Source organism: Acinetobacter sp. PW68 (assembly GCF_020982655.1).
Taxonomy (GTDB): Bacteria; Pseudomonadota; Gammaproteobacteria; order Pseudomonadales; family Moraxellaceae; genus Acinetobacter; species Acinetobacter towneri_A.
This window is the reverse complement of the sequence record NZ_JAHZSX010000001.1, coordinates 1,006,398-1,018,883: the sequence shown is the minus strand read 5'-3', so window position 1 is coordinate 1,018,883 and position 12,486 is coordinate 1,006,398. Positions and strand designations below refer to the sequence as shown.

General features: G+C 40.3%; 12 protein-coding genes and 3 tRNA genes. 8 read left to right on the top strand and 7 right to left on the bottom strand.

Annotation, left to right across the window (positions count from 1 at the left end):
* Positions 1–50 precede the first annotated feature (50 nt).
* Positions 51–542, bottom strand: a complete 492-nt coding sequence (locus K1T76_RS04830; protein ID WP_230244385.1) for a hypothetical protein — start codon at positions 540–542, stop codon at positions 51–53.
* 119 nt (positions 543–661) lie between these two features.
* Here K1T76_RS04830 and K1T76_RS04825 point away from each other — a divergent pair, with 119 nt between their 5' ends.
* The 5 genes from K1T76_RS04825 to dapC all read left to right on the top strand — a co-directional run bounded on the left by K1T76_RS04825 (position 662) and on the right by dapC (position 7,026).
* Entirely contained in the window at positions 662–1,399 is a 738-nt protein-coding gene (locus tag K1T76_RS04825; protein ID WP_230245622.1) for an AzlC family ABC transporter permease, read from the top strand.
* Positions 1,396–1,743: an L-valine transporter subunit YgaH gene (gene ygaH, locus K1T76_RS04820; RefSeq protein ID WP_230244378.1), complete on the top strand. Its 348-nt coding sequence runs from the start codon at positions 1,396–1,398 to the stop codon at positions 1,741–1,743. The genes K1T76_RS04825 and ygaH overlap by 4 nt, the downstream gene beginning before the upstream one ends.
* A gap of 181 nt (positions 1,744–1,924) precedes the next feature.
* Entirely contained in the window at positions 1,925–3,142 is a 1,218-nt protein-coding gene (gene purT, locus K1T76_RS04815) for a formate-dependent phosphoribosylglycinamide formyltransferase (protein ID WP_230244376.1), read from the top strand.
* A 27-nt stretch (positions 3,143–3,169) separates the two neighbouring features.
* Positions 3,170–5,836, top strand: coding sequence for a [protein-PII] uridylyltransferase (gene glnD, locus K1T76_RS04810; RefSeq protein ID WP_230244374.1), 2,667 nt, complete (start codon positions 3,170–3,172; stop codon positions 5,834–5,836).
* Positions 5,837–5,856: 20 nt separating this feature from the next.
* A complete protein-coding gene (dapC, locus tag K1T76_RS04805) occupies positions 5,857–7,026 on the top strand; it encodes a succinyldiaminopimelate transaminase (protein WP_230244372.1) in 1,170 nt (389 codons plus the stop codon).
* Positions 7,027–7,099: 73 nt separating this feature from the next.
* Here the strand turns inward: dapC and K1T76_RS04800 are convergent, their stop codons facing one another.
* Both K1T76_RS04800 and msrB read right to left on the bottom strand, forming a co-directional pair.
* Complete coding sequence (locus K1T76_RS04800; RefSeq protein WP_070155973.1) at positions 7,100–7,579, bottom strand: glutathione peroxidase; 480 nt, start codon at positions 7,577–7,579, stop codon at positions 7,100–7,102.
* Positions 7,576–7,995, bottom strand: a complete 420-nt coding sequence (msrB, locus tag K1T76_RS04795) for a peptide-methionine (R)-S-oxide reductase MsrB (RefSeq protein ID WP_070155976.1) — start codon at positions 7,993–7,995, stop codon at positions 7,576–7,578. Before msrB ends, K1T76_RS04800 begins: the two co-directional genes overlap by 4 nt.
* Positions 7,996–8,148: 153 nt before the next feature.
* Between msrB and K1T76_RS04790 the strand changes: the two genes are divergently transcribed.
* From K1T76_RS04790 to K1T76_RS04780, 3 genes are all read left to right on the top strand, one after another.
* Positions 8,149–9,384, top strand: a complete 1,236-nt coding sequence (locus K1T76_RS04790) for a pyridoxal phosphate-dependent aminotransferase (protein WP_004971448.1) — start codon at positions 8,149–8,151, stop codon at positions 9,382–9,384.
* A gap of 209 nt (positions 9,385–9,593) precedes the next feature.
* Complete coding sequence (gene gloB, locus K1T76_RS04785; protein WP_070155980.1) at positions 9,594–10,325, top strand: hydroxyacylglutathione hydrolase; 732 nt, start codon at positions 9,594–9,596, stop codon at positions 10,323–10,325.
* 457 nt (positions 10,326–10,782) lie between these two features.
* The gene (locus K1T76_RS04780; RefSeq protein WP_004971452.1) at positions 10,783–10,986 is read left to right on the top strand and encodes a hypothetical protein; all 204 of its coding nucleotides are present in this window, start codon (positions 10,783–10,785) and stop codon (positions 10,984–10,986) included.
* A gap of 241 nt (positions 10,987–11,227) precedes the next feature.
* On the opposite strand, the gene K1T76_RS04775 is transcribed toward K1T76_RS04780, so the two are convergent.
* From K1T76_RS04775 to K1T76_RS04760, 4 genes are all read right to left on the bottom strand, one after another.
* Positions 11,228–11,312: transfer RNA gene (locus tag K1T76_RS04775), tRNA-Leu, on the bottom strand.
* Positions 11,313–11,348: 36 nt separating this feature from the next.
* Positions 11,349–11,422, bottom strand: a tRNA-Trp gene (locus tag K1T76_RS04770).
* Positions 11,423–11,455: 33 nt separating this feature from the next.
* Positions 11,456–11,540, bottom strand: a tRNA-Leu gene (locus K1T76_RS04765).
* A gap of 117 nt (positions 11,541–11,657) precedes the next feature.
* Positions 11,658–12,482: a serine/threonine protein kinase gene (locus K1T76_RS04760; RefSeq protein ID WP_230244370.1), complete on the bottom strand. Its 825-nt coding sequence runs from the start codon at positions 12,480–12,482 to the stop codon at positions 11,658–11,660.
* Between the last annotated feature and the right edge of the window lie 4 nt (positions 12,483–12,486).

The following is a 12,486-nucleotide window of genomic DNA, read 5'->3' as shown; positions in this document are numbered from 1 at the left end:
AGGTTTTTTTATGGGCGATTCTGCATCAGATCAGTGCAAAGCAACCTCAACTAAAACTGTACCACATTACCCTTTTGTTTCGGGTCGGTATTGCCCAACTCAGGGTGTGCCAAAGCATCAGCACATTGTTTTTTATCACGTTCATAATCAGCTTGTTTTTGCGCAAGACTGCTTGAACTGTCAATCGTCGCACGCGCCCAAATTTCCAAGCTAGTCAGGGCTTTACGACACAGCGCATATTTCCCTTCAGTTACAGAGTCGGTCATTTTGACATTAATACGCCAGTCGGTACTTAATTTACGGGCAGGTTTGCGGACTTTATCTTCAATTAAATTACGCTGTTTACGATACACGTACGGCTCAACTTCATTCATCAATTCCCACGCGGCTTGCGCATATACAGTCGCATCATTGGTGAGTTTTGGCGCAGGCTTGATTTCTACTGTTTTTTTCGGGTTGTTGTCATTGCTACACCCTTGCAATAACAGGCTACTGCATAACATTGAAGCAAGCAGGATTACAGGTGTTTTCAATTTCAACATATCGGTTCGCCCATACAAACAATTCGGCATCATGCTAATGAATTCAAGTATAATACACAATCTTCATTTGACCCATCGTTCAACTTTCTCCCACAAGGTGTGTCGTGTCCGTACACAATATTCAAACTGCGCCCGCAGCAAGTTTTTGGCAAGGTGCAAAAGATAGTCAGGCGATTATTTTCACCTATCTACCTGTTTCTTTTGCTTTTGGTGTTTCTGCTACTCAATTCGGCTTTAGCGCATGGGAAGCCTTATTTTTATCTTGCTCGATGTATGCAGGTGCAAGTCAATTTTTAGTCGTTGCATTATTAGGCAGTGGAACCTCAATTTGGATGACCGCCTTAACGGTAATCGCCTTGGATATTCGACATTTACTTTACGGCCCTGCCTTACAAAACCTGATTCAAGATCGTTTAAACCTCAAAAAAACCGCAATTTGGTCATGGGGTCTGACTGATGAAGTCTTTGCCTCAGGCATGATTAAACTGTCACAACGCCGTCAGGAATGGTCTGAATCATGGATGCTTGGACTGAGTTTATTTAGTTGGTTGTCTTGGGCATTGGGCTCATTGTTAGGCGGATTATTTGCTGACCAAGTCACTAAAATGCCACAGTTTTTGCAAGCGGCACTCGACTTTTTATTACCCGCGTTATTCCTTAGCTTCTTACTGGCCGCTTTTGAAAAGAAACAAACCTTTGTTGTGGGAATCACCATTTTAGTGTCTGCCGTGGCTTGTTATTTTATTGACTTATCTGCTGCAATTTTTATTGGGATTTCTTCAGGTATTTTGGCGGGATTATTTAAACACTATGTATTAAAACAGCCCGACCCTGAACATACAGGAGCAAAATCATGAGTTTGGAAATTATTTTGGTCGGGATTGTGGTCGGTATCGCAAATTTCGCCTCACGTTTTGGGCCATTTTTTGTGATTCAAAAGTTTCAACAAGGCTCACGGCAACGTGGTGCGTTATGGCTCAAAATCGCTTTGAGCAGTATTGGCATTGCCGCAATTAGCTCTATGCTCGTAGTTGCAACCTTGCCACCTTTGCTTGAAACACCCAATAAAAGTTTTGCGATGTTAATTGGCTTTTTAGCACTCACAAGTTTGTATTTTAAGTTTAAGAAAATCGTACCTGCCACACTTACCGCAGCCATCACCTATGGTTTAATTTATACCTATGTGCCATTTTCATTCTAATGTGTCTATGGCTTAGAGCTTAAATCGCCCAAATGATCTATTTCAAGATTCACTCTTAACTACTTTAAAGCACTGAATGCAATATAAGTAGATGACAAAATCATGATTTTGTTGCAAACAGGGCTTAACTCATTGAACAGTTCTGCTATGCTAAAAGCCCACTTTAGCAAGGACGATTCACATGAGCGTGACCATTGGTACTCCCCTTCAATCTTCTGCTTTTAAAGTTTTGCTATTGGGTTCAGGGGAACTCGGTAAAGAGGTGGTAATTTCACTGCAACGCTTAGGCGTAGAAGTACATGCTGCCGATCGCTACGACCATGCACCAGCCATGCAAGTCGCACATTATGCTTATACTTTAAACATGGCAGATGCCACAGAATTAAAACAATTGATTGAAAAAATTCAACCCAATTTAATTGTGCCTGAAATTGAGGCCATTGCGACATCCGTTTTACTTGAAATTGAAGCGCAAAATATTGCAACCGTCATTCCATCTGCCAAAGCAGTAAATTTGACCATGAACCGTGAAGGTATTCGTCGTTTAGCTGCCGAAGAATTAGGTTTACCAACATCAGCTTATCGCTTTGCCAATTCACTCGAATCTTTCCGTGCTGCGTGTGATGACATTGGTTATCCCAACTTTGTAAAACCTGTGATGTCTTCCTCAGGCAAAGGACAATCGCGTGTGACCTGTTTTGATGAAGTTGATACCGCTTGGGAATATGCTCAAACAGGCGGACGCGTCAATCAAGGCACAGTAATTGTGGAATCACAAATTGACTTCGATTTTGAAATTACCTTATTAACCGTACGTTCTAAAAACGCAGAAACTGGTGCGATCGAAACTTCATATTGCGAGCCAATTGGTCACCGTCAAGATGCAGGCGACTATGTAGAAAGCTGGCAACCTCAAGCTATGAGTGATGCTGCCTTGACTGAAGCCAAACGAATTGCACACAAAGTGACTACTGCATTAGGTGGTTGCGGTATTTTTGGTGTAGAACTATTTGTGAAAGGCGATAAAGTCTGGTTCAGTGAAGTATCTCCACGTCCACACGACACAGGTTTGGTGACATTGGCATCACAATTCCAAAGTGAATTTGAATTACATGCCCGCGCAATTTTAGGCTTACCTGTCAATACCACACGCCATAGCGTTGCAGCCAGTGCAGTGATTTATGCAGGTGTTGATGCAACAAATCTTTCATTTTCTGGCTTGAATCTTGCATTAGCACATCCCGATACAGATTTACGTTTATTTGGCAAGCCTCAAGGTTTTGAACGTCGTCGTATGGGTGTTGCGACTGCGCGTGCAGAAACCACAGAGAAAGCGCGTGAGCTAGCTCAGCATACTGCGGAGACTGTTCGCGTACATTTAAACGAAAATCAAAATTAAGCTCGTCATTGCATAACGGAATTGTCCATGATCATTACATTACCCTTGCTGAATTATGTAAAAAGCAACCATGACATTCAGGCCATTAACCAATGGCGCACCGATGTCGAAAATCAGCTACAACAATGTTTTGAAAATGGACAATCCATTCGTGAAGTGATTTTGGCGCGTTCTAACCTGATTGATGAAGCGCTCACCTTTTTATGGCAACATGCCGAATTAGACAAAACCGATTTAAGCCTATTTGCGGTGGGTGGCTATGGACGCAAAGAAATGCTCCCTTATTCCGATGTCGATATTATGGTGTTGTCGGAAGATGCAATCACAGCAGAACAAGAACAACTTATTTCGACTTTTATTTCGTCTTTATGGGATGTTGGCAATTTCAAACCTGCCATCAGCGTACGGACTATTCAAGACTGTGTGATTCAGGCAACCAGTGATTTGACTGTTGCAACCGCCTTGATTGAAGCACGTTTAATTACGGGAAATCAACAACTTACCAAATGGCCGCGTCGTATTGTTTCGCAAACTTGGACAGATAAAACATTCTTTGATGCCAAAATGGAGGAACAAAGCAAACGTTACGCGCAGCACAATGACACCGAAAGTAATTTAGAACCCGATATTAAAAATGCTCCCGGCGGTATTCGTGACATCAATCAGATTGGCTGGATTGCCAAACGCCATTTTCGGGTCAATCGTATTTACGACTTGGTACATTTAGGTTTTATTTCAGAGTTTGAATTAGGTGTACTCGAAGAAGCTGAAAGCTTTTTATGGGAAATACGTCATCATCTCCACCGTTTGACCAAACGTGATGAAAACCGTTTATTGTTTGATTATCAAAGAGATATTGCAGCAACTTTTGGCTATGTTCGAGAGGAAGGTAAACCACAAAACTACCCAATTGAACAATTTATGAAACGTTATTATCGCTCTGCACAGCAAGTTTCAACTTTAAATGAAATGTTGCTGGCCTACTTTAATGAGTCGGTCATTACCCCGCGTTTGCCTAATTATGAACGTAATATTGAAGAAATTAATGAAAATTTTAAACTGGTCGATGGCAAACTTGCCGTGCAGCACCACAAAATTTTCTCAGAAAAACCAAGTGCAATTTTAGAAATTTTCTATTTACTGGCCAATCGACCTGAAATTGAAGGAATTCGTGCACGAACACTGCGCTTACTAACACTTGCAGCCAAGCGAATTGACCAAAGTTTCCGTGATGATCCCACCCATCAAGCGCTGTTTATGGCAATTTTGCGCTCACCACACCGTTTGTATAATACCTTGGTGACTATGAAACGCTTAGGCGTTTTGGGCAATTACATCCCTGCTTTTGGACAAATTACAGGCTTAATGCAATATGACTTATTCCATATTTATACAGTCGATGCCCACACTCTACTATTGCTGCGCAATTTAAGCCGCTTCAAAGAACCTGAATTTGCGAAAGATTTTCCTGTGGTCAGCTCGGTATTTCAACGTCTCGCCCGTCGTGACATTATTTATTTGGCTGCGATTTTTCATGATATTGCCAAAGGTCGTCGCGGTGATCATAGTGAGCTTGGTGCGGTAGATGCGATCGAGTTTTGCCGTAAACATGGTTTTACCGAGCGTGAATGTAACCTTGTGGCATGGTTGGTAAAAAACCACTTATTGATGTCAGTTACAGCACAGAAAAAAGACATTTCCGACCCCGATGTGGTCAAAGAATTTGCCGAAAAAATGGGAGATATGGAGCATTTAGATTATCTCTATACCTTAACCGTTGCTGATATTAACGCGACTAATCCAACACTTTGGAACTCATGGCGCGCATCCTTAATGCGCCAACTTTACACACAAGCGCGTGATGTCATTCGTTCAGGGCTTGGGCGTCCAGTCGATTATCAAATGCTGATTGAAGACACTAAATTTGCTGCCAGCGAATTACTGGTCAATGATTTTGAACTGAGTGCTGTTGAAAAAGTCTGGCAAGAACTGGGCGATGAATACTTTATTAAAGAATCTGCAGATGAAATTGCATGGCATACCCGCGCAATTTTGGAGCATGGTGATAATCCTGCACCATTAGTGCTCATGCGCGCGCACCGAAAATCAGCACAAGATGCGGTACAAATCTTTATTTACACTCAAGACCAACCCAACTTATTTGCCACGACTGTCGCCATTTTAGACCGCATGAACCTTGATGTTCAGGATGCACGAATTATTACTGCGACCAAAGCCTTTAGTTTGGATACTTATGTGGTTTTAGACCGTTTTGGCACACTCTTAACAGACCCTGAACGTGAAGAAATGGTGATTGAGGCTTTGGTCAATGCCTTGAGCCAGTCAGATAAATATCCAGGTCTGATGCAACGTCGTATTCCGCGTCAATTACGCCATTTTGACATTGAAAATACAGTAGAAGTGACGTTCAATGCAGCACTAAATCAAAATATGGTTGAAATTGCCACACTAGATCATCCTGGTTTACTCGCCAAAATTGGTGGCTTGTTTATGATGCAAGGCTTAGATATTCACTCCGCCAAAATTGCCACCTTGGGCGAACGTGCCGAAGATATTTTCTTTGTCACCAAAAAAGATGGCAAACCAATGAATAAATCTGAAGCAGATACCTTTGCAATCCGGCTCAAAGCTGCTTTAGATGAGGCCTCTAATCAGGTCTGTGGTCAACATTAACTTCAATTTACGGAACATCCATGAACTCAAGTTTGTCTTTATTACATCCTTACCCTTTTGAAAAGCTAAACAAACTATTTCAGGACGTACAACCTGCAAATTTGCCGTTAATTCCACTATCTATTGGCGAACCTAAACATCCTGCACCTGAATTTGTCAAACAAGCTATTATTGATAATTTTCAGCATTTATCGACGTATCCGAACAGCAAATGTCTGCCTGAATTACGTCACAGCATTACCAATTGGCTGACACAACGCTTTCATTTAAAGCAAGTTAATCCAGACACACAAGTTCTCCCCGTTTCAGGAACACGTGAAGCGATTTTTTCCTTCGTACAAGCCTTGATTCGACGTGAAGATGCACCTTATGTAGTGATGCCCAATCCATTTTATCAAATTTATGAAGGGGCAACTTTATTGGCAGGCGCTCAACCCTATTTCATCAATTGCACCGAAGACAATAATTACTTGGGTGATTTTGATGCCGTACCTGCAGAAGTCTGGGAGAAAACCGCATTATTGTTTGTCTGTACACCAGGAAATCCAACGGGTGCAGTCCTTTCAAAAGCACAATTTAAAAAGCTGATTGCCCTTTCAGATCAATATAATTTTGTCATTGCATCCGATGAATGTTATTCAGAATTATGGTTTGACCAAGCGCCTACAGGTTTACTGGAAGTCTGTGCCGAACTTGGACGCGATGACTACAAAAACTGTATCGTATTCCATTCTTTGTCTAAACGATCAAACTTACCTGGTATGCGCTCAGGCTTTGTTGCGGGCGATGCAAACTTTTTAAAACCTTATTTGCAATATCGTACCTATCATGGTGCGGCAATGCCTGTACAACACCAATTAGCCTCTATTGCAGCTTGGGATGATGAACAGCACGTTGAAGATAACCGTATGCTATATCGCGCCAAGTTTGAATTATTTCAAACGGAGCTTGGGCATTTATTGCCATTAAAAAAACCAGATGCAGGTTTTTATTACTGGCTCAAAGTCGATCATGATGAAAACTTTGCGAAAATGTTGATGGAAAAAGCGCATATTAAAGTGCTTCCAGGGCGATATTTATCTCGTGAAACTGCACAAGGTAACCCAGGTGAAAACCATGTTCGCTTAGCTTTGGTTGCAGATTTGGCACAATGTGAACAAGTAATTCAACGTCTTAAAGCAATTTTATAAGTTAATGATTTCAATTATATTTAAGGCGATCATCTTATCGCCTTAATTATCTTATTTGCACAAGCGCGAACCTTTATCGTAAAGCCTTTTCAATTTCCGCCTGTAAATCCTCAGGTTTGGTGGTCGGAGCAAAGCGGTTCAATACCTTGCCATCTTTACCAATTAAAAACTTAGTGAAATTCCATTTAATTCCATTACCCAAAATACCTTTACTGTTGTTGGTCAGGTAACGGAAAATCGCATGTGCTTCAGGACCTTTTACATCAATTTTATTAAACATTGGAAAACTGACACCATAGTTTTTTTGGCAGAAGCTCCCAATTTGCTCATTGGAGCCCGGATCTTGCCCACCAAACTGATTGCACGGGAAGCCCAATATTTCTAGCCCCTGATCTTTGTATTGTTGATATAACTTTTCTAAACCTGCAAATTGAGGCGTAAAACCACATTTACTGGCTGTATTTACAATCAACAAAACTTTCCCTTCATAATCACTAAAGGCTTTATTTTGTCCATCTAACAACTCGGCTTCAAATTGATAAATGTTAGTCATGGATAATTTTCCTCATCATTTTTTTCTTCTGTTTTGAGTTCTAAAGAAGCCGAATTGACACAATAGCGTAATCCCGTTGGCTGTGGGCCATCATTAAAAACATGCCCTAAATGTGCGTCACAATGATGACAAACAATCTCGGTACGCTGCATACCATGCGAGTCATCCTGATGCTCCTCAATCACCCCTGGCTGAAGGGGACGAAAGAAACTTGGCCAACCGCAACCGCTGTCATATTTTGTTTCTGATGAGAAAAGCGCTGTACCGCAACAACGACAGGTATAAATACCCTCTTGTTGAGTATTCCAATATCTCCCCGTAAAAGCAGGCTCTGTACCTTTTTGACGTGTAATCCGAAATTCCTCTGGTGATAACTCTCTTTGCCATTCTCGGTCTGTTTTATTGAGTTTTCCCATCACTAACTCCTTTAAATCTTTGACATTCAGTGTCATGCTTCAGTACTTCTATATTTACGCTAGAGCTTGCAAAATATCTAGCTAAATTTCAGCATAGATTGTGATATTTCAGTAATCTATAATTTATTTATCTTCTTATCATTGGATGCAACTATGTCCGTACTAGGTAACACGACACCACGCGAAATAAAAAAATCATCAAAACTTGAGCATGTATGCTACGACATTCGCGGACCTGTGTTACGAGCGGCCAATGAAATGGAAGAGGCCGGCCATAAAATTATTAAACTGAATATTGGCAACCCTGCCCCATTCGGTTTTGAAGCGCCACAGGAAATTATTAATGATGTTGCATTGAACTTACCCAATGCAATTGGTTATACCGACTCCAAAGGAATTTTCCCTGCACGTAAAGCAATTTGTCAATACTATCAGCAAAAAGGCATTTTCGATATGCATGTCAATGATGTGTATATTGGCAACGGCGTATCTGAACTGATTGTTATGGCAATGCAAGGCTTGCTGGACGATGGCGATGAAATGCTGGTGCCTATGCCTGACTACCCGCTTTGGACTGCAGCAGTAAATTTATCGGGCGGTACTGCCATTCATTACAAATGTGATGAAGAAAACTTTTGGTATCCAGACATTGCTGATATGGAAAGTAAAATCACGCCAAATACGCGTGGTATTGTCATTATTAACCCAAACAACCCAACGGGTGCGGTTTATCCACGTCATGTGTTGGAACAAATTGTAGCATTGGCAAAAAAATATGACTTAATTTTATTTGCCGATGAAATTTATGACAAAATTATTTATGACGGCATTGAGCATGTTGCAGTTGCGGCTTTAGCAGGTGATCAGCTCTGTATTTCATTCAATGGCTTGTCTAAATCGTATCGCATCGCAGGCTTCCGTTCGGGCTGGATGGCAATTACAGGCGATAAATCACGTGCTGCAGACTACATTGAAGGTTTAGACATGCTGGCGTCTATGCGTTTGTGCGCCAACCATCAGGCGCAATACGCGATTCAAACGGCATTGGGTGGTTATCAGTCTATCAATGACTTAATTCGTCCAGGTGGTCGTTTATACGAACAACGTAACATTGCATGGGAAATGCTGAACGACATTCCTGGTGTGTCTTGTGTCAAACCTGAAGGCGCAATGTATTGCTTTCCGAAACTTGATCCAAACGTCTATCCAATTGAAGATGACGAAAAGTTAATGCTCGATTTACTCAAAGCAGAAAAAGTTTTGTTGGTTCAAGGTACAGGTTTTAACTGGCCAACGCCTGATCATTTCCGTGTGGTGTTCTTGCCAGCAGAAAATGAATTACGTGAAGCAATGACACGTTTAGGTCGTTTCTTGGCAAAAATCCGCTAAGACTTCACCGAATCTCTGTTGTAAAATGCCGTGTTAAACACGGCATTTTTTTTGGATTTGATTTTTATCTCTATTTTATCTTTACACGTTTTATTCATCACCACACAGTTACACAGCAAAGCAATAACATGCTACTTTGGGAGACACTTTTACACACCAGTAAAAGCATGCTGTAATAGTCACAAACAATTAAGTTCCAGGAATCGAGCATGCACTACCAAGTCCATCTTATTGATGCGCAAAAGCCATCACAAAACTATATTTGGTTGCTTGAACATTGTGCCAGCAAACAAGTGGTGGTCGTTGACCCGACCGATGCCAAACCTGTTGAAAATTTTTGTCAAAATCATGGTTTAGATATTGCACAAATTTGGTTGACGCATTGGCATCAAGACCATATTGGCGGTGTGCCTGAACTCATTGCAAAACGCAATTTACCCGTTTATGGGCCACGTGAAGAATTAAGCAAAATTCCGTTTATCACACATCCATTACTAAACCAAGACCATTTTAATTTTCATGATTTACAGGTTGATGTTATTTCCGTTCCGGGACATACCTTGGGGCACATAGTGTATTTTATAGATGCGTTGGATGTATTGTTCTGTGGCGACACTTTATTTGCGATGGGCTGTGGGCGCGTTTTTGAAGGTACACATTTGCAAATGTATCAATCTTTAAACCGTTTGGCTGCCCTGCCTCCGCGTACTCAAGTATATTGCACACATGAATATACATTGGCAAATGCCAAATTTGCACTGCATGTAGAACCAGACAATGTTTCCATTCAAGAGCGTTATCAACAGATTGAAAGTTTACGCATGCTTAATCAACCCACTTTACCGAGCAGCATCGAACTAGAACTAGCAACCAATCCATTTTTAAGAGCCGAAAGTGTCGAAGAGTTTCAGAAATTACGTGAACTTAAAGATAACTTTTAAATTGACGAATAGTTAATGAAAGGTGTGATATTTCATTTGTTACAGCAGCTTTGTTGCACAAAGATTTCATAACTATATGATTTTAAAAGTTTTGATTGCTTTTTGATCCAAAATTAAATTTATTTAAATCAGATGCTTACATATTTATGCAACAAAGCCCCTCTATGTTAATGCTGAAAATAAATACAGTCTATACTTAAAAATTATTAACAAAATATTTCCAAGTCATCTTTAGGCAATACATTTAAGACCTTAGAATAAATTGCACCACCCTAATAAAAACAATCAATATCAATAACTTATAAATTGATAATTCTTTTCAAATATTCTATTTTCTTAAAAAAACTTTAGATTTCGCAAAATCAGTGAAAAAAAAATCAAAGATATACATTGCTGCCCTTTAAAAATTAAAGAAATATCCCTATTAATATTTAAATGAATGGATGGGAGTTCTCTCGTGAAAAAAGTTGTTAAAGCAAAAAATTTAATTGCGTTTCGTATTTGGTTAGAAAAATTAGGCTATTCAGTCAAAAATTTGGCGGATGGTCACGGTTTCACTTTTAGCTTTCAAAAAGAGTATGGTTTGGTTACGTGTGAACTTTCAGGTAACGCTTTAGCAATGAAATTAGGCGAGGAATTTGAAGACCATTTAAAAGCATAAATATTGATACAATACCGATAAGTATGCGATAACGGTTGAACTTGATAGGATGCAAAAATAAAAATTCAAATCGTATTTCATCAACATTTAAAGATGATCTTGCCCATAACCTGTTTGTGGGTTTTTTATGCTGAATTTTAAATCTTGAAATGTATCAAAGCTTTGTCAAAGAGATGCAAGGATTCAAAGCTAAAATAACAGGCAATAAAAAAGCAAGGTCATTGCCTTGCTCTTTAATGTATGGTGGGGACGGAGAGACTCGAACTCTCACACCTCGCGGCGCTGGAACCTAAATCCAGTGCGTCTACCAATTTCGCCACGTCCCCAACATTGGGTACCAACTCAGTTGTTGGATTTTGATTTGGCAGAGGATCAAGGATTCGAACCTTGACGAACGGTTTTGGAGACCGTCATGCTACCATTACACCAATCCTCTATAACTTAAAATCAAGCTGGCTTGATATTTAAGTGGTGGGGACGGAGAGACTCGAACTCTCACACCTCGCGGCGCTGGAACCTAAATCCAGTGCGTCTACCAATTTCGCCACGTCCCCGATGGCTGTGTATATTATAGAGATCACTTCCTGATGACAAGCCTTTTTTATAAAAAAGCGCAATGACTGTTTAAATATAAAACAAAAACCTATTTTTTGATTTTTTCTTCTGCATATTCAGCCACTAAGCAATAATTTCAACTCAGCAATACTCGACGCACGCTGTGAATAGGGCTTTGCTAACATGTGATTCAATAGTGGTAAAAATGCCTGTAGATGCGCAGGAAGTTGAATATGCAATCTTTGACAGTGCAAATACGCCCAATCATGGTAACTGTTTGCCTGTAAGCGTTGTTGCGTTAACCATTCATAAAAAATAATGCCTAAAGCATAAATATCACTTTGTGCAGTTTTAGGCTGCCCGTGAAATAACTCTGGCGCCATATAACGCGGTGTAGCGGTTATCTCCTGACATTGAATATCTGTAACTTTCTGTACTTGCTCAAAATCTAATAACTTGATTTGTCCATCTAACTGTACAAGATGTTCAGCTTTTAAGTCGGCATGAATCCAATCCAATTGATGCAATGCTTCTACTGCTTCAAAGACACGCCAAAATATGTGTTTAATCTCTTCTATATGCTCAGGTAAATTACCCATCGCAAGAGCGGCTTTTGCTTCAGGCAAAATCAAAGCACGTGAATAGACCTGTAAATAATGAAATGAAATGTCATGTGACTGAATATGAATGGGTACAGCATCTATCAATTGACATGGCAATAAAAAAGATAAATGTGATGATTGCGCGTACTGTTTATAAAAGTTCCATTCTTGTGCAAAGCCCTGCTCTACTGTTGCATGAACACCTGGTTGTTGGGCTTTAAGCCAATAAAACTGCCCTTGATCTTCAAAACGATAGATATGCCGACCATGTTGCAAACTTTTTGCTTTACTACGCAACTCGAACTGCGCAGAGTCTAACTGTTCAATATCCAAATTCAAAACA